This window comes from uncultured Parabacteroides sp., from assembly GCF_902493135.1.
Taxonomy (GTDB): Bacteria; Bacteroidota; Bacteroidia; order Bacteroidales; family Tannerellaceae; genus Parabacteroides.
In genome coordinates this window covers 1-17,623 of the sequence record NZ_CABUOD010000060.1, presented here as the reverse complement: position 1 = coordinate 17,623, position 17,623 = coordinate 1, and the positions used below count along the sequence as shown (strand labels likewise).

The following is a 17,623-nucleotide window of genomic DNA, read 5'->3' as shown; positions in this document are numbered from 1 at the left end:
ATCCAATCCGGAGTCATCCGCTACGGCGAAGCATTCAAGAAAAGCATGGAGGCCGGCCATTGGGATTTGTCCAAGATCGACTACGGCGAACTGGCCAAGTCGCAGGCGACACTGGTCTTCGGGCAGATGAACGAACCGCCGGGAGCCCGCTCTTCGGTAGCCCTTTCGGGACTGACGATCGCCGAGTCTTTCCGTGACCTGGCGGCAGAAGGGGAAACGAAAGACATCCTTTTCTTTATCGACAACATCTTCCGGTTCACGCAGGCCGGTTCGGAAGTATCCGCCTTGTTGGGACGTATGCCGTCTGCCGTCGGTTACCAGCCGACACTGGCCACCGAGATGGGAGCCATGCAGGAACGCATCACTTCCACCAAGAAAGGTTCCATCACTTCCGTCCAGGCGGTTTATGTGCCGGCAGACGACTTGACGGACCCGGCTCCGGCAACGACCTTCACGCATCTGGATGCCACCACGGTGTTGAGCCGTAAGATCACCGAACTCGGTATCTATCCGGCTGTCGACCCGCTGGAATCCACTTCGCGTATCCTGGACCCGTTGATCGTGGGTAAAGAGCATTACGAAACGGCACAGCGTGTGAAACAAATCCTCCAACGTAACAAGGAATTGCAGGATATCATCTCGATCCTCGGCATGGAAGAGCTTTCCGACGAAGACCGTCTGACCGTCAACCGCGCTCGCCGTGTACAGCGTTTCCTTTCACAGCCGTTCTCCGTAGCGGAACAGTTCACCGGTGTGCCGGGCGTCATGGTCCCCATCGAAGACACGATCCGAGGATTCAGGATGATCATGGACGGAGAAACGGATAACATCCCCGAACAGGCCTTCCTCAACGTAGGCACGATCGAGGACGTGATGGAAAAAGCAAAGCGATTGGCAGAACAGGCAAACTAAACGGATATGAAACTGGAAATCGTATCACCGGACGGCATTCTTTTCGAAGGCGAAGCAGAGCGTGTTTCCTTACCGGGAACAGCCGGTTCATTTGACATCCTCCCTCATCACGCCCCGCTGATAGCCGCCCTCCGCCAGGGAACCATCCGGTATGAAAACGATGGCAAAAGAGGCGAACTGGCTATCAGGAGCGGATTCGTGGAGGTAAAGGAAGATTGTATATCGGTTTGTATCGAATAAATAAAAGTAAACGACATGACTGGGTGGTTAAGTATGAAGCTGATGGGGTTGATAACCCTTATCAATTTGGTTATCGGTGTGACATTGGGCGGTTTGCTATACACAATCTGGCCGGAACATTATTTCAGATGGTATCCCTCCATCCCGATTTTCTATTGGGTGATGGGAATCGTGATGACTTTCATTCTCGACCGGGTAAAAAGGGAAAAGGGTGACGTGACGATTACGGCTTTTATGCTGGTGCGTTTTTGCAAATTCACGCTCGCGATCATCTTCCTCTGGCTTTACGCCTCGCTGGTCAGGGAGAACTTGAAGATGTTCGGCTTCACCCTGATGCTTTTCTATTTCATCTACCTGGGATTGGAAACATATACGGTTTATCTGTTCGAGAAGAAAAGAATGAAAAGAGAGAAAAAGGAAAATGACGAACAATATCAAAAATAACAGATCGATATGGACAGTGTTGCTGATGTGGCTCTGCTTTCTGGCGCCGACCCGTGCGGAGGCCGGAGAGGGCGGCATCGATGTACAGGATATTGTCTTTTCGCATATTCAGGACGCTTACACCTGGCATATCACCGAATGGAACGGGAAGGAGATCGCCATCTCCCTGCCGGTGCTGGTCAAGAGCGAAGAGCGCGGATGGGATATGTTCCTCTCCCATCATCTGCACCACGGGCAGGTGCATCATGACTATTATATCGCGTCCGAAGGCGGACACGCCGGCAAAGTGGTGGAAAGGAACAGCCGCGGCGAAGAGGTGCGCCCCCTCGACTTGTCGCTGACCAAGAATGTTTGCGGCTTGTTTCTCAGCTGCGGTATCTTGTTGTTCGTGGTTCTGCGGACAGCCCGTTGGTATAAGAAACACCCCAACCAGGTTCCGGGAGGATTCACCGGTCTGATGGAAACGATCATATCCTATATCCAGGACAGCGTGGTCAGGGATTCGATCGGGAAAGAAGGATACAGGCCGTTTTCGTCTTATCTGCTGACCGTCTTCTTCTTTATCCTGATCAACAACCTGATCGGAATCATCCCGGTCTTTCCGGGAGGAGCCAACATCACCGGCAACATTGCGGTTACGGCTGTACTGGCGGGATGTACGTTTATCGCCGTCAACTTGTTTGCGACAAAGGAATACTGGAAAGAGATTTTCTGGCCGAAAGCGCCGATCTACCTGAAACTTCCGTTGCCGATCATGCCTTTCGTGGAGTTTTTCGGCGTGTTCACCAAGCCGTTTGCCCTCATGATCCGTCTGTTTGCCAACATCATGGCGGGACACACGATCATCCTGGCACTCACCAGCTTGATATTCATAACGGTATCGATGGGGTTGCTGGTGAATTTCGGAATGACGATCGTATCCGTGCTGTTTTGTGTGTTCATGAACTGCGTGGAACTGTTTGTGGCATGTTTGCAAGCCTATATTTTCACGTTATTGTCGGCTAACTATATCGGAATGGCAAAGGTGAAAAAAGAATCCCCGCGTTAAGACAAGGCGCGTCGCAAGCTTAAGACGCACCTCGTCTCTGCTCTGAGACGACATCCGTCTTAGACTTAAGACGACAAGAGATAAAGATATTTTAAAATCACTAATTAATAAAGTCAAACACTATGTTATCAACAATTTTATTACAAGCAGCAACCGGAATGGGAATGGCTAAATTAGGTGCAACAATAGGAGCCGGGTTCGCCGCCATCGGCGCCGGCCTGGGTATCGGGCTGATCGGCAAGGGGGCTGTCGAATCAATCGGACGCCAGCCTTCCGCCGCCGGTGAAATCCGTACTTCCATGCTGATCATGGGAGCTTTGATCGAAGGTGTGGCACTATTTGCGATCGTTGTATGTTTCCTGGCTTTGTTCCAATAAAAAAGTAACAGGTTATGTCATTATTAACACCGGATTCGGGGCTTCTGTTCTGGATGATCGTTTCATTCGGGATTGTCTTTGCTATCCTTTCCAAATACGGGTTCCCTGTCATCATCAAGGCGGTGGAACAACGGAAAGCTTACATCGACAACTCACTTGAAACGGCCCGCCAGGCGAATGAACAGCTTGCCAATATCCAGGCCGAAGGAGCCCGGATACTTGCCGAAGCAAAGGAAAAGCAGAATGCCATCCTGAAAGAAGCCTTTGCCGAAAAGGAACAAATCATTGACGAAGCTCACCGGAAAGCTGCCGCCGAAACCCGTTTGCAGGTGGAAGAGGCTGCCCGGCGTATCCGCGAGGAGAAGGAGAGAGCAATCCGCGAAGTCCGTTCCGAGATTGCCGACCTCTCGATCGCCATAGCAGAGAAGGTGATGAAAGAAAAGATCAGCCGAGACAAGGAACAACAACAAATCATCGACCGGCTGTTGGATGAGGTATCGTTTTGTAAATCGTAACGTATGGATATAGGAACAATCTCTTCCCGGTATGCGAAAGCCCTTTTCTCCCTCGCGAAGGAGAAAGGACTGGAGACGCGGGTATATGACGACATGAAGATGCTGGCAGACAGCTTCTCGCTCGAACCGGAGTTGCGGGCTGCCCTCGGCAATCCGATCCTCCCGGCAGAGGAGAAGCTCAAGCTGCTGACGGCGGCAGGCGGCATAGAGGTCTCCGACCTGTATGAACGTTTTATGCACCTCGTGCTGGAACATAAACGGGAAAGCCTGCTGCTCTTCATGGCGCATATCTATATCCATTTGTACAGGATAGACAAACGCATCACCCGTGTGCAATTCAGCACCGCCGTACCGGTCGGCGAAGAAGTGAAAGAACATCTCCGGGACAAGTTGAGGGAAGAGACAGGCAACACCATCGAATTTACCGGCATCGTGCAACCGGAACTGATCGGCGGTTTCCGCCTGCGCATCGGGAACTACCGGATAGATGCCAGCTATGCGACCCAGCTACGGGACATCCGCAGCCGGTTACTCGAAAACAGATAAAAAAGAAAGAAGTATGACAGATCAGATAAAAGTGAGTGAAGTTTCCGCCATCCTGCGCCAGCAGTTGGAAGGGATCAGCACCGGCATCCGGACGGAAGAAGTGGGTACGGTGCTCCAGGTGAGCGATGGCGTAGCTCGGATTTACGGCCTCGACAATGCCGAGGCTAACGAACTCCTGCAGTTCGACAACGGGATGGAGGCGATCGTGATGAACCTGGAAGAGGACAATGTGGGAGCTGTCCTGCTGGGGCCGACGGACCGGATAAAAGAGGGCGACACCGTCAAACGTACAGGACGTATTGCTTCCATCAATGTCAGCGAAGGTATGATCGGACGTGTGATCGACCCGCTCGGAAACCCGATCGACGGAAAGGGGGAAATAACGGGAGAGACCTGCGAGATGCCGCTCGAACGCAAAGCACCGGGCGTTATCTTCCGCCAGCCGGTCAACGAGCCGTTGCAGACCGGTATCAAGGCCGTCGATGCGATGATCCCGATCGGACGCGGACAGCGCGAACTGATCATCGGAGACCGCCAGACCGGAAAGACCTCCATCGCCATCGACACGATCATCAACCAGCGCGGCAACTACGAAGCGGGCAATCCGGTCTACTGCATCTATGTGGCAATCGGGCAGAAAGGCTCTACCGTCGCCTCGCTCGTCAACACGTTGCAGGAAAAAGGGGCGATGGATTATACGATCGTTGTCAGCGCGACGGCATCCGATCCGGCAGCCATGCAATATTTCGCTCCTTTTGCGGGCGCCGCCATCGGCGAGTATTTCCGCGACAGCGGACGTCATGCCTTGGTGGTCTATGACGACCTTTCGAAACAGGCGGTCGCCTATCGCGAGGTATCCCTGATCCTGCGCCGTCCTTCCGGACGCGAGGCCTATCCGGGAGACATCTTCTACCTGCACTCCCGTCTGCTCGAACGGGCTGCCAAGATCATCAACCAGCCTGAAGTGGCCCGGCAGATGAACGACCTGCCGGACAGCATGAAGGACAAGGTGAAAGGCGGCGGCTCCCTCACTGCCCTGCCGATCATCGAGACACAGGCGGGCGACGTGTCGGCCTACATCCCGACGAACGTCATTTCCATCACCGACGGACAGATCTTCCTCGAAACCGACCTCTTCAACCAGGGAAACCGTCCGGCTATCAACGTCGGTATCTCGGTATCCCGTGTGGGTGGCAACGCCCAGCTGAAAGCGATGAAGAAGGTGGCCGGGACGCTGAAGATCGACCAGGCGCAGTTTCGCGAACTGGAATCGTTCTCCAAATTCGGAGGCGAGATGGATGCCGTAACGGCTTTCACGATCGACAAGGGGCAAAAGAACACGCGACTGCTGATACAGCCCCAATACAGCCCGATGCCTGTCGAAGACCAGATCGCCATCCTCTATTGCGGTACACAGGGATTGCTGAAAGAAGTCCCGCTGGATAAAGTGCACGACTTCGAAAAGGAATTCCTGCGCGAACTCCACACATCACACCAGCACGATGTACTGGACATCCTGAAAACCGGAATCATCGACGACGATATCCGGAAGAAACTGGAAGAAACGGCAAAAACAGTATCAAGATTATGGCATCATTAAAAGAAATAAAAGTCCGGATCGCGTCTATCCGGAGCACGCAGAAGATTACCGCAGCCATGAAAATGGTCTCTTCGGCAAAGCTCCATCATACCCAGACGCTGACCGAACACACACTCCTCTATGCAAACAAGCTTTCCGCTATCTTAAACGGTCTTTTAGGTACGGAATGCGATCTGGAATCACCTTACACTGAAAAGCGTGAGGTGAAACAGGTCGCTATCGCCGTCTTCTCATCCGGCAGCGGACTGTGCGGCACGTTCAATACCAACGTATGGAAAGAACTGTCCGCCCGTCTGCATGAATTAGAAGCACAACACATCGCCGTCCGCCTCTATCCCGTCGGGAAAAAGATCGCCGACGAACTGCACAAGGCGGGCTATGCGACCGAAGACGATTTTCTGCATTCAGGAGAGAAACCTTCATACGAAGAAGCGGTCCGCCTCGCCGGAAAGCTGATGGAACTCTTTTCTTCGGGCAAGGCCGACCGGGTGGAACTGCTTTACCATCATTTCAAGAATATGGCAACACAGGTATTGACCCATAAAGTCTACCTGCCGGTCGCCCTGCCGCAGGCTCCGGTTGGAAACACCGCCCCGGCAATCGATTATATCCTGGAACCGTCGCCGGATAGCCTTCAGGCATTGCTTTTCCCGAAGCTGCTCAACCTGACGGTCTACACGACGTTGCTCGACACGACGACCTCCGAGCATGCCGCCCGTATGATGGCGATGCAAACGGCCAACGACAACGCCAACGACCTGATCCAGGAACTGACCCTGCAATATAACAAAACCCGCCAGCAGGCCATCACCAACGAGTTGCTGGATATTATGGGCGGGCAATAAGCATAGATTACGATTAATACTTTCCGCCGCTTGCTTGTATAATTCGTGTCAGCATGATTAATATCCGCACAGGGAAGAACTGTCTTGTATGCACTTTTGGAGTGCTAAAAACGGTATTAAATAGAAAAAGTTTTCCGTTTTGAATAAAACGATATATGATTATTAGGTGATTGACATATTTTAACTGCATAAAAGTTTTCCAAAAAGTTTACCGCATTGTTATACTATATACTTTTGCAGGCATAAAAACATTCAAACCTCAATAATAGATTTATCATGATTCAGACAGTTATCAAACGTGACGGACGTATCGTCGGGTTCAACGAAGAGAAGATAGCGACTGCTATCCGCAAAGCGATGTTGCATACGGAAAACGGGGAAGACCGGGAGCTGGTCCGCCAGATCACCGACCATATTTCTTTCAAAGGCGACACGCAGATGACTGTCGAGGCTATCCAGGACGCCGTCGAGTTGGAACTGATGAACAGCAGCCGCAAGGATGTAGCACAGAAATACATTGCTTACCGCAACCAACGCAGCATCGCCCGCAAAGCCAAGACGCGCGATATGTTCCTGGAGATCATCAATATCAAATCCAACGACATCACCCGCGAGAATGCCAATATGAATGCCGACACGCCTGCGGGCATGATGATGAAGTTCTCCAGCGAAACGACCAAGCCGTTCGTCGACGACTACCTGCTGAGCGAAGAGGTCAAGGAGGCGGTGGAAAACAACTACCTGCATATCCATGATAAAGACTATTATCCGACCAAAAGCCTCACGTGCGTACAACATCCGTTGGACCGCATCCTGAGATACGGCTTTTCAGCCGGACACGGCGAATCACGTCCGGCAAAGCGTATCGAAACAGCCAGTATCTTAGGCTGCATCTCGCTCGAAACAGCCCAGAACGAAATGCACGGCGGCCAGGCGATCCCGGCATTCGATTTCTACCTGGCTCCCTACGTGCGCAATAGTTTCATCGAAGAAATCAAGAGCCTGGAAGAACTGAACGGGCAAGATTATTCGCATCTCTACCAGCGGGAACTGGACGACTATGTGAACCGTCCGCTCGAAGGATTGGGCGGCGACGAACGTATCATCCAGCACGCCGTCAACAAAACCGTCAGCCGCGTGCACCAGTCGATGGAAGCCTTTATCCACAATATGAACACCATCCATTCCCGTGGCGGCAACCAGGTGGTTTTCAGCTCTATCAACTACGGGACGGACACTTCGGCCGAAGGACGCTGCATCATCCGCGAGATATTGAAAAGTACATACCGCGGGGTCGGCAACGGCGAGACGGCCATCTTTCCGATCCAGATATGGAAAAAGAAACGCGGGGTGAGCTATCTGCCGGAAGACCGCAACTACGATCTTTACCAGCTTGCCTGCAAGGTGACGGCCCGCCGTTTCTTCCCGAACTTCCTCAACCTCGACGCGACATTCAACCGGAGCGAAGACTGGCGTGCCGACGACCCGCAACGTTATATGCATGAGGTTGCGACCATGGGATGCCGCACACGTGTATTCGAGAACCGTTTCGGTCCGAAAACTTCTATCGGCCGCGGTAACCTCTCGTTCTCGACGATCAATATCGTGCGCCTCGCCATCGAATGCATGCCTATCGAAAACAAGGAAGAACGGATCGCCCAATTCTTTGCCAAGCTCGACCATATGCTGGATATAACCGCCCGCCAACTGCACGAGCGCATGGAATTCCAGAAAACGGCATATGCCAAACAGTTCCCGTTGCTGATGTCGTCTCTCTGGCTGGGCAGCGAGAAATTGAAACCTGACGACACGATCGCTCCCGTGATCAACCAGGGCACATTGGGTATCGGCTTTATCGGCTTGGCGGAATGCCTGGTCGCCCTTACCGGCAAGCACCACGGCGAAGATGCGGACTCGCAGGAGTTAGGATTGAAGATCGTCAGTTACATCCGCAACCGGGCCAATCAGTTCTCGGAAGAATACCAGCATAATTACAGTGTACTGGCAACGCCGGCCGAGGGCTTGTCGGGCAAGTTCACCCGCCGTGACCGCAAGAAATTCGGTTCGTTGCCCGGCATCACGGACCGTGACTACTATACGAACTCCAACCATGTCCCGGTCTACTACAAATGTAGTGCCCGCCACAAGGCGGAAGTGGAAGCTCCCTACCATGAGATGACACGCGGAGGCCATATCTTCTATGTCGAGATGGATGGAGACGCGACCCATAACCCGGAAGTGATCATGCAGGTTGTCGATATGATGGACCGTTATAACATCGGTTACGGTTCTGTCAACCACAACCGCAACCGTTGCCTTGACTGCGGCTACGAAAATGCGGAAACCCATCTGGAAAAATGCCCGAAATGCGGCAGCACCCATCTCGACAAACTACAGCGCATCACCGGTTACCTGGTCGGCACGACAGACCGCTGGAACAAGGCAAAACTGGCGGAACTAAACGACAGGGTCGTTCATAATTGAAAACAGCGAGAGATATAACAATATATTATAAACCAAGAATTGAAGATTGTAAGTCAAGCATTTTATGTTTCAATTTTCAATTCTTAAGTTTTAATTTCCAAAGTGCTTTCCATCATTGATATTATAGAAGATACGACGGTCGATGGTCCGGGATTCCGGACCGCGATCTATGCGGCGGGTTGTCCGAACGCCTGTCCGGGCTGTCATAATCCCGAATCATGGGATATAAGAAAGGGTAAACAAGTCTCGACGGAAGAAATCTTGGAGAAAGTCTTAGCAGATGACTTTGCCAACGTGACCTTCAGCGGCGGCGACCCCATGTTCCAGCCGGAAGGCTTCACCGAACTGGCACAGGCGATCAAAGAAAAAAGCCGGAAAAACATCTGGTGTTATACCGGCTATACTTTCGAACGCCTTCTCAACAATCCGAAACAGGCGGAACTGCTCCGATACATCGACGTCTTGGTAGACGGTAAATTCAAACAGGCCTTACGCGATGAGAGCCTCCTTTTCCGCGGTAGCAGCAACCAGCGCCTGATCGATGTCAAAGCCTCCCTTAAAGCTGATAAGGTGGTTTGCCTGACACTGAATTATGATATTTAGGGATCATCCTGCTACCATTCGATGAACTTGCCACGCTGCCGGCGTTTTTCAAGTTCTTCTTCCAGATAACGCTGGCGGTCTTTGGCGATGTAGCGGCGGGCGAAGATGTTCGGTACAGCAACACCTAAGGAGATACACAAGATGATCAAAGCCGAATTGATTCCGTTGGCAAAAGCGTTGGTCACTTCGCCAATCACTCCGTGCAGATTGATAAAGGCAAACAACGAACGATACATCAATACTCCCGGAATCATCGGAATGACAGACGGGATCGTCAGCACGTGATTCGGCACATCGAACCAATGGACCGCCTTTACCGCAATCAGGCTCACGACAAAACTTCCCATAAACGAACCGATCACCGGACCATATCCCAACTCGAAGTTCACGAAATTGCGGGTACACACCGCAATGATCCCCCCTAAAGCCACCACCCACAGCAGACGCCGCTGGATATTGAAGATCATCGAAAAGCCCATAGCCGCGATAGCCGCCGCGATGGCATAAACGTAATAAGGATCATGCGGCACCATACTCAACTCGCTGAACTTATGATCGATCTCTATATCGTTCATCACCAACACCCGCATGGCAAAGGCAATCCCGAACGTCATTGCCCCGACCATCATCATCGTATTGGTCGCCCGCGTAATTCCGACAAGCAGATGATTATCGATCATGTCATCCACAAAGTTGATCAACGGCACGCCCGGCACGATAAACAGGGCACAAGCCAGCAACGGCTGATAAGGCGTGGACGACAGCCCCGAAAAAGAAGAAGCGTATGCCAGGCAGGTCGCCCCAAATGCCGCAATCGCAATACTCATATACACGTTAATCCCGAATTCGATACAACGTGCCCGGATCCGGAATCCGACAAATGCACAAATAGAAGCAAACAAAAATGCGATCCAGTCACAACCGAACAACTTACAGAAACCGCCACAGGCGAACCCGGCGCCGATCGCCACCAGATAAGACATATAGTTACGAGGTTTATGTGCAATCCGCTCAAGCTCTTCCTCATACTGGTCCAACGAATAGTCCTGTTCGATCGCCTTCCACGACAAATGGCTGACCTCCGTAATGGTCGTCATATTGATACCGTGTTTCTCACACTTCTGGAATTTGGAAAAAGAATGTGTCTCGTCGCTCACATTCACCATAATCATCGTCCATCTGATATCCAGATGAAGCTTTTCTTCCGGAATCCCCATGAAAGCAGCCACACGCTTCATGTTCCGTTCGATGCGGTTCGTATCCGCCGCACTCTCCATCAGCAATTTTCCCGTACGGAGCAATAAGTCCAGTTTTCTCCGTAATAACAAAACCTCCCGGTCAGTCAAAATCTCTTTTTCCATTCTTTTTGTCTTTTCTCGATTAAATGCGGTACAAAAGTAAGAAGGCCTGCTTTCTCAAGCAAGCCCACATGGTAGTTATTTTAGAATAACTTATCTTATTGCAAAACCGCCGCAAATTATCCGACGATCCATTTTCCGCCCGGTATGAGCGAAATAATCTTGGTTGCCACAAAGCAGCAAACGAACGTGCATACTGCAATGGCGGGTATGGCGGCAACGGTAGGCAACGGCAGGACGGACTTGAACACCGTAACCCACAAACCGAGCCAGAAGATATGCATCAGATACATACCGTAGCTGAGTTTCGAGAGTTCCAGCACGAAGCGCGGAGTTTCCGGAAGTTCAATGCAACTGAACATCAGGAACGTGCCTGCCGTGAGAAGCACACAGTTGATCGTGCAGAAAGCCCACCCTATTTCGAGTACGGGCGTGGGAAGGATTTCCCCGGGTATGGCCTGAACATAGAACGAATAGATGGTCAAAGCCGCCCCGACGAGCATCGAAGCGGTTCCGGCAATGAAACGTTTGGAGCGGTTCCAGGTCAGATGGACATGTATGTAATGTGCGAGCACGAGATAGCCTAAGTAACCGGAGAAATACCACAGCATGTGATATTCGTTCCAGAAGCACTGTCCCCACACCTCCCCGAACCAACGGTTCAGGTATGGCATACAGGTCGACAGGAGGAACAGCCCGATAAAGAAACGTTCTTCTTTGGCCGTCGCCTTGCTCAACCAGGGTGATACGATAGGGATGAACAGGTAAATGCTGATCAAAGGGTACATGAACCACAGGTGTCCGGCCAGTGTCGGGAAGTTCAGAAGTATCCGCGACAGGTCTTTGATCGAGGTCGTTCCATCGATCTGTCCCCACAACATCGGGAGGGTACTGTAGAGTATCATGAATATGAAAAACGGCGGCAGGATGCGGATGCAACGCCGGCGGTAAAACTGCCACATGGTCTGCCCTTCCTTCATCGGCGCAAGAAGAAAAGCGGAAACTATTATAAACAACGGCACGGCCATACGCGAGAAACCGTCGTACATAGACACCCATAGCCGGTCTGCTTCATTTGCCAGAAAGGCTTGCGGCCCTACCATGTCTGTCGAACCGGGCGCGCCGTAAAAATTTTCACTGGCGTGGACGACCATGACAAGGAAGCATGCGAACACGCGTACATAATCCAAGAAAACTATACGTTTCATTTTTTTTGCTTAATTATATTAATAAGAGATTTAATTCTTTAGGCGAAGATGCATTCATGGCGGAAAACTTCGTGGTTTCCCGGACACTGCTTAATTGGGCGCAAAGATAAGAACAAAAAACGAGAGATTGAGCAGATGTGTACAGGAAGGTTGTAAATAGGAAGTTTAGAGGATAACGAACTGCGAAGGCAAAGCCAAGTGAAGCCATTGATACATTATTTCAATCGAATAGCCGAATCCGACATATGAAAATCAGTAAAAATGGTACGAACTGCCCACTTATGGTTACGTCGGCTATTGCGGAATCAGATAACTTTGCATTATCAAATAAACAGGAATGAAGAACGGGCACATGGTTGCATCGGAAACCGTACTTGCGGCATTCACCAAAGCATGCCGCCGCGGTGAGGAAAATACGCGCAGTTCATGGGAAATACCGATGATTTAGGAAAGGAGGTAACGGATGAAACTACTCATTTTTATACTATCGTTTATGCTCACTCTCTATACGGAAACGGGGATGAACAATGACAAAACACCGAAAATATGCACCAAGCTGCCAATGCAGCCTGATGGCATAGTGCGACTGTCAAAAATAGAAGTCTATCCGGCATATCTGGAGGAATACGTGAAATATGCCACCGAAGTGGGAGAAATTTCCCTGCGTACCGAGCCGGGCGTGCTGACGATGTACGCTATTGCGGAAAAAGACGATCCTTGCAAGATTACGATTCTTGAAACTTATGCCAGCCAAGAGGCATACAAGTCGCACATCGCTTCGGAGCATTTCCAAAAGTACAAGCAGGGGACGCTGCACATGGTCAAATCGCTGGTGTTGTCCGACCAAACCCCACTCAATCCGGCAAACAGAATCAACAACTTCATTGAATAAAAAATCATGAACAGCATTCCGTCTCGCCAAATGGGATCGTTGCCGGCCGTCGGTATGGCGACCTCGACTGGCACGACAAGCAGCCGCGCAGTTCCGTGGAGATAAACGATTCGGAAGCACGCCCGCCAATCAAGAGCAATTCGATCATGAATTTGTTTTTTTATCCGCTTTTTGTACGGACAGAGATTTTTCTTATCTTTGCCGCAGTTTTGGTTTTGCGACTCCCAATCGCTACGGGAGCGCGATGAAAAGGGAATCAGGTGCGAATCCTGAACAGACCCGCTGCTGTAAGTTCCTCTCCAAATCTTTGAATACGCTGCAAGCCACTGTCCGTCACCGGATGGGAAGGCATTCAAAGACGGAACAAGTCAGAAGACCTGCCAAGAACGAACATAGTTTTAATGCTTTCGGGAAATAAAGCAGCAAAACATCGAGTCAGGTCATTCTTTATCCCTTTACATAAAGAAATCATTTCTCCTTGTGTGCATTCCCTTAAGCAAGTCATGAATCGCTATATCAAGGATTAAAATGAAAGTCTTTGTACATGTATTTCTTTTGCTTGTCTGCCTGTCGCAATCGAACCTGACGGCACAAAACAAGGTCATGCTCTCCGGGAAAGTCACCGACCGGCAAGGCACACCCCTGCCGCTGGTAACGATCGCCATCGAAAATACGGCTTCCGGCACTTATACGGATGACAAGGGGCATTATTCCCTGGAAGTATCCCCCGGCAAACACACGTTCGTCGTCTCCTCCTTAGGATATCAAACAATCAAAATCCCACTCGATCTCTCCCACAGCAAAACCCTCGATTTCAAACTGGAAGAAAGATCCGTAAACCTGAACTCAGTGGAAGTGTACGGAAAAACGCAATCTCAACAGGCAAGAGAAAGTGCACTTTCAGTCAATGCACTTGATGTCAAGCCTATCATTAATTCGCTTAACAACCTGAATGAATTAGTGAATCGCACAAGCGGTGTCAAAGTGCGCGAAGAGGGAGGCGTAGGTTCCGACTTCGACCTCTCGATCAACGGGCTGTCAGGCAATTCCGTCCGTTATTTCATTGACGGTGTCCCCTTAGATAGCAAAGGGAGCAATGTGACGCTCGCCAATCTGCCCGTCAACCTGATCGACCGGGTAGAGATCTATAAAGGCGTAGTACCGGCCTCATTGGGTACGGATGCATTAGGCGGCGCCGTCAATATCATCACCCAGACGGAAAAGAAAAACTTTATGGACGCTTCTTACAGCGTCGGTTCCTTCCACACACATCGTGCCGACCTGAACGCACAGTTTGTGGAGCGGCGCACCGGATTGATCGTGCGTCCTGCCATCGGCGTCAACTATTCGAAAAACGACTACCGGATGAAAGACGTGCAGATGCGCAATGAGACAGGCGACCAATTTATCTACGCCAACCCCAAACGGTTCCATGACGGTTATTTTTCACTATTGGCACAGATAGAAGCCGGAATCACAGGTAAATTCTGGGCTGACGAATTCTTTGTTTCCGCTTCCTACTCTAAAACGGACAAGGAGTTGCAGACCGGCTCCGTGCAGACCAAAGTATATGGTATGGCCGAACGTAATTCGGATGCCTGGAACATATCGGCGCGTTACAGCAAATATAATTTCATTACCGAAGGCATGACATTGAAAGCGACTTTGTCGCACACATGGGACCATTCCATTACGATCGATACGGCCTATCGAAAATATTATTGGGATGGAGGCTATATCGTGAGCCAGCGCAACGAAATCAGAGGCAATGAACCCTCCATACGCCATTATAAACGCCCTCTGACTATCGCGCGTGTCAATTTGGATTACCGGTTGGACGGGCATCACGGCCTCAACCTGAACTATCATTTGAGCCGCACCGGAAATGATCGCTACGATGACCTGGACCAGAGTTTCGAACCATCAAACGATGCCGTTACCAAACATATTATCGGACTGACCTACAGCCAGTCGTTTTTTGACGGGAAGATGCAGAATGTATTCTTTGCTAAAGATTATGTGAACCGTCCGAATATCCGGCAAACCGACCAGTCCACCGTGACGGGATCGGACAAAGTGTTGGGTTCCGCCACCAAAAATTATTTCGGATATGGTACCGGACTGCGCTACAAGTTCTTCGACCCGTTGGCGGTAAAGGTTTCTTATGAACACAGCGTACGCCTGCCCATCGCCCGCGAACTGTTAGGCAACGGGACCACCATCTATGCGAATGTAGCGCTGGAACCGGAAAAGAGCAACAACGTCAATCTTGCCTTGTTCGGCACATGGCATCCTGCCGGCAGACATACGATCTATTACGAGGTAAACGGATTCTTGCGTTATGTGGACAATTATATACAGACCTCCGTCATTGAAAAAGAGGGTATGATGCAGTTTGTCAACGATCCCGCCGTCCACATCAAAGGAATGGAAGGGGAAGTTCGTTATGATTGGGACGGCCGCTTGCAACTCATGGCCAACGTCAGCTACCAGGATGCCCGTGACCAGCAAAAATACAAAGAAGACGGCAAACCGTCCGCCACATATGACAACCACGTGCCCAACCGTCCCTGGCTGTTCGGCAGTGCGGAGGCGAGCTATACGTTCCGCAACCTCCTGCAACAAGACAACAAGCTACGTTTAGGCTGTACGTTCCAATGGGTACATTGGTATTTCCTTACCTGGGAAGCCTATGGCAACCGCGATACCAAAGCCCGTATCCCTTCGCAACATATCTGCAATGCCAACGTCACCTATTCATGGAAGCAGGATCGTTATAACATCGCATTGGAATGTTCGAATTTCCTTGATGAAACGGCTTATGACAACTATAAGCTGCAAAAGCCCGGACGCGCTTTCTTTGCAAAGTTCAGAGTATTTATCAATTAACATTCATATTTAAAAACAAGAGAAAAATGAAGAAGTTCAAATTCACATTGCTTGCCTTCATGACCGCCCTGATCTCACTTGGTTTCACGGCTTGTTCTGATGACGATGATTTGAAAGACGTATCTGTGACCGGTGTCACGATCACCCCGACCGCATTAACACTGAAAACGGGCACTACAGGAACACTGACAGCGACCGTAGTTCCTGAAAATGCAACCGTAACGGCTGTTACCTGGAACAGTTCGGACACGAATGTAGCTACAGTGGACAAAGGGGTAGTAACGGCTATTTCCGAAGGTTCGACCACGATCACGGTAAAGACGGATGACGGTGGGTTCACTGCCACTTGTGAAGTAACCGTAGCAAGTGACGCACCGGCTTTCGACGAAAGCAAATACCACTTCGACCTGTTCCTGACCGTAGGAAAACATGGCGGCATGAACAGCAAGAACACGACGGTTGTCAACAGTATCGATAAACTGACAGCCGATATAGGGACCATTACTGTAAAAGGTGAAGGGACCGAATTGGGAGACTACTCGATGGAGAGTATCTCGAAGGGAAAATATTACTACCAGATCCCTTCAAGCAACGACCGTTTCGTGAAGTATCAGATCAAAGACAATAAAATAGTAGAAATTACATCACGGCCGTTCAAAGACAACACATATAAAGTACGCGCTTATTCTCACGCCTGGATCGACGACAACACACTCGTCATCATGGCGGCAAGTGGCAAAGCGGACCAAATTCTTTGGACCAAGTTGAATGTCAGCGATATGTCGATTTTGAAAGAAGGAGTATTGGATATTGCGTTACCAAAATCTGAAGTTGAAGGCGAAACGACAGAAAAATTCTCCTCGTCAGGTATCCTCACCTATAACGAAAAAGCAGGAAAGCTCTATTATTTCTATTTCGGGAAAAACGGCGTATCCGGAAGAGGAGGCAAAACCACTACTGCGTTTCACACGGCAGTCATCAATCCTTCCGATATGGCAGTAGAAATCACCAATCGAAACTCGCTTGCGGCTGAAATGGCAGGAAGCGCATACGGTCAATTGATGCAAGATTGCGTGATGTATGACGAAAACGGGGACCTCTATTTAGCCGCATTTACCGATGCCAATGGCATAGAAGAAGGACACCTGTTGCGCATCAAAAACGGGGAAACCGATTTCGACCCCGACTACGAAGGTTATCCGGATGCAGACGGCAAATTGCTTACCATCCAGTATTTGGGGAACGGCAAGGCGCTTGCCTATGCCCGCAATGATGCGGCAGGCACGGCGATCGACAGTTACAGCCATTATTATTCCATCATAGACCTTGCCACAGGTGACAGGACACGCTTGAGCTATGGCGGCAAAGAACTTGCTTACAGCGGCGGCCGTTTCTCACAGCGTTCTGTCGTCTTCAACGAGAAAGCCTATTTCGGTGTGAACACCGAAACGGATGCCAATGCCGTCATCTACATCTACGACACAAAGAACGGAACTGTAGAAAAAGGAGCGGAAGTGGCCGGCCAATTCTACTTCGACATGATCCGCGTGGTGGAAAACGATTGATCCGCCTTGCCAGAATCCATATTTCAAACGAGAAGGTGTGTGAAAAAGAAAATCCTGCTTACAATAGACACAATTTAGGCACGGATTACGCGGATTA

At 50.4% G+C, this 17,623-nt stretch carries 15 protein-coding genes, 1 pseudogene and 1 riboswitch; of the genes and pseudogenes, 14 read left to right on the top strand and 2 right to left on the bottom strand.

The window, feature by feature from the left end; genetic code table 11:
• The 11 genes from atpD to nrdG all read left to right on the top strand — a co-directional run.
• On the top strand, window positions 1–912 hold a 912-nt coding region (gene atpD, locus RDN79_RS17585), incomplete at its 5' end, for a F0F1 ATP synthase subunit beta (protein WP_298547740.1).
• 6 nt (window positions 913–918) lie between these two features.
• Window positions 919–1,152: an ATP synthase F1 subunit epsilon gene (gene atpC, locus RDN79_RS17580; RefSeq protein ID WP_298547743.1), complete on the top strand. Its 234-nt coding sequence runs from the start codon at window positions 919–921 to the stop codon at window positions 1,150–1,152.
• Window positions 1,153–1,167: 15 nt separating this feature from the next.
• The gene (locus RDN79_RS17575) at window positions 1,168–1,596 is read left to right on the top strand and encodes a hypothetical protein (RefSeq protein ID WP_298547745.1); all 429 of its coding nucleotides are present in this window, start codon (window positions 1,168–1,170) and stop codon (window positions 1,594–1,596) included.
• A complete protein-coding gene (gene atpB / locus RDN79_RS17570) occupies window positions 1,574–2,644 on the top strand; it encodes a F0F1 ATP synthase subunit A (protein WP_298547748.1) in 1,071 nt (356 codons plus the stop codon). The genes RDN79_RS17575 and atpB overlap by 23 nt, the downstream gene beginning before the upstream one ends.
• A 122-nt stretch (window positions 2,645–2,766) precedes the next feature.
• Entirely contained in the window at window positions 2,767–3,021 is a 255-nt protein-coding gene (gene atpE / locus RDN79_RS17565; RefSeq protein ID WP_298547751.1) for an ATP synthase F0 subunit C, read from the top strand.
• A 14-nt stretch (window positions 3,022–3,035) separates the two neighbouring features.
• Window positions 3,036–3,536, top strand: a complete 501-nt coding sequence (gene atpF, locus RDN79_RS17560) for a F0F1 ATP synthase subunit B (protein ID WP_298547754.1) — start codon at window positions 3,036–3,038, stop codon at window positions 3,534–3,536.
• A gap of 3 nt (window positions 3,537–3,539) precedes the next feature.
• A complete protein-coding gene (locus RDN79_RS17555; RefSeq protein ID WP_298547756.1) occupies window positions 3,540–4,082 on the top strand; it encodes a F0F1 ATP synthase subunit delta in 543 nt (180 codons plus the stop codon).
• A gap of 13 nt (window positions 4,083–4,095) precedes the next feature.
• The gene (gene atpA, locus RDN79_RS17550; RefSeq protein WP_298547759.1) at window positions 4,096–5,682 is read left to right on the top strand and encodes a F0F1 ATP synthase subunit alpha; all 1,587 of its coding nucleotides are present in this window, start codon (window positions 4,096–4,098) and stop codon (window positions 5,680–5,682) included.
• On the top strand, window positions 5,670–6,527 hold the full coding sequence (locus RDN79_RS17545; protein ID WP_298547762.1) for a F0F1 ATP synthase subunit gamma: 858 nt from the start codon (window positions 5,670–5,672) through the stop codon (window positions 6,525–6,527). The genes atpA and RDN79_RS17545 overlap by 13 nt, the downstream gene beginning before the upstream one ends.
• 276 nt (window positions 6,528–6,803) lie before the next feature.
• Window positions 6,804–9,011 carry an anaerobic ribonucleoside triphosphate reductase gene (locus RDN79_RS17540; protein ID WP_298547765.1) on the top strand — a complete coding sequence of 736 codons (2,208 nt, stop codon included), beginning with the start codon at window positions 6,804–6,806 and terminating at the stop codon, window positions 9,009–9,011.
• Between the two features lie 102 nt (window positions 9,012–9,113).
• Window positions 9,114–9,614: an anaerobic ribonucleoside-triphosphate reductase activating protein gene (gene nrdG / locus RDN79_RS17535; protein ID WP_298547767.1), complete on the top strand. Its 501-nt coding sequence runs from the start codon at window positions 9,114–9,116 to the stop codon at window positions 9,612–9,614.
• An 11-nt stretch (window positions 9,615–9,625) separates the two neighbouring features.
• Here the strand turns inward: nrdG and RDN79_RS17530 are convergent, their stop codons facing one another.
• Complete coding sequence (locus RDN79_RS17530) at window positions 9,626–10,975, bottom strand: threonine/serine exporter ThrE family protein (RefSeq protein ID WP_298547769.1); 1,350 nt, start codon at window positions 10,973–10,975, stop codon at window positions 9,626–9,628.
• A 116-nt stretch (window positions 10,976–11,091) separates the two neighbouring features.
• Window positions 11,092–12,180, bottom strand: coding sequence for an acyltransferase (locus tag RDN79_RS17525; protein WP_298547771.1), 1,089 nt, complete (start codon window positions 12,178–12,180; stop codon window positions 11,092–11,094).
• A 466-nt stretch (window positions 12,181–12,646) separates the two neighbouring features.
• On the opposite strand from RDN79_RS17525, the pseudogene RDN79_RS17520 reads away from it, so the two are divergent.
• The 3 genes and pseudogenes from RDN79_RS17520 to RDN79_RS17505 form a co-directional block, all read left to right on the top strand.
• Window positions 12,647–13,072 (top strand): annotated as a pseudogene (locus tag RDN79_RS17520) (putative quinol monooxygenase); the annotation flags it as partial.
• A 193-nt stretch (window positions 13,073–13,265) separates the two neighbouring features.
• Window positions 13,266–13,472, top strand: a riboswitch (cobalamin riboswitch).
• A 128-nt stretch (window positions 13,473–13,600) separates the two neighbouring features.
• Window positions 13,601–15,961, top strand: a complete 2,361-nt coding sequence (locus tag RDN79_RS17510) for a TonB-dependent receptor (RefSeq protein WP_298547775.1) — start codon at window positions 13,601–13,603, stop codon at window positions 15,959–15,961.
• Between the two features lie 26 nt (window positions 15,962–15,987).
• Window positions 15,988–17,526, top strand: a complete 1,539-nt coding sequence (locus RDN79_RS17505; RefSeq protein ID WP_298547778.1) for an Ig-like domain-containing protein — start codon at window positions 15,988–15,990, stop codon at window positions 17,524–17,526.
• Window positions 17,527–17,623: the final 97 nt, after the last annotated feature.

Bases quoted from the DNA above. Each gene is read 5' to 3' on its own strand.
- atpC (WP_298547743.1), top strand. From the start codon at position 919: ATGAAACTGGAAATCGTATCACCGGACGGCATTCTTTTCGAAGGCGAA.
- RDN79_RS17575 (WP_298547745.1), top strand. From the start codon at position 1,168: ATGACTGGGTGGTTAAGTATGAAGCTGATGGGGTTGATAACCCTTATC.
- atpB (WP_298547748.1), top strand. From the start codon at position 1,574: ATGACGAACAATATCAAAAATAACAGATCGATATGGACAGTGTTGCTG.
- atpE (WP_298547751.1), top strand. From the start codon at position 2,767: ATGTTATCAACAATTTTATTACAAGCAGCAACCGGAATGGGAATGGCT.
- atpF (WP_298547754.1), top strand. From the start codon at position 3,036: ATGTCATTATTAACACCGGATTCGGGGCTTCTGTTCTGGATGATCGTT.
- RDN79_RS17555 (WP_298547756.1), top strand. From the start codon at position 3,540: ATGGATATAGGAACAATCTCTTCCCGGTATGCGAAAGCCCTTTTCTCC.
- atpA (WP_298547759.1), top strand. From the start codon at position 4,096: ATGACAGATCAGATAAAAGTGAGTGAAGTTTCCGCCATCCTGCGCCAG.
- RDN79_RS17545 (WP_298547762.1), top strand. From the start codon at position 5,670: ATGGCATCATTAAAAGAAATAAAAGTCCGGATCGCGTCTATCCGGAGC.
- RDN79_RS17540 (WP_298547765.1), top strand. From the start codon at position 6,804: ATGATTCAGACAGTTATCAAACGTGACGGACGTATCGTCGGGTTCAAC.
- RDN79_RS17530 (WP_298547769.1), bottom strand. From the start codon at position 10,975: ATGGAAAAAGAGATTTTGACTGACCGGGAGGTTTTGTTATTACGGAGA.
- RDN79_RS17525 (WP_298547771.1), bottom strand. From the start codon at position 12,180: ATGAAACGTATAGTTTTCTTGGATTATGTACGCGTGTTCGCATGCTTC.
- RDN79_RS17510 (WP_298547775.1), top strand. From the start codon at position 13,601: ATGAAAGTCTTTGTACATGTATTTCTTTTGCTTGTCTGCCTGTCGCAA.
- RDN79_RS17505 (WP_298547778.1), top strand. From the start codon at position 15,988: ATGAAGAAGTTCAAATTCACATTGCTTGCCTTCATGACCGCCCTGATC.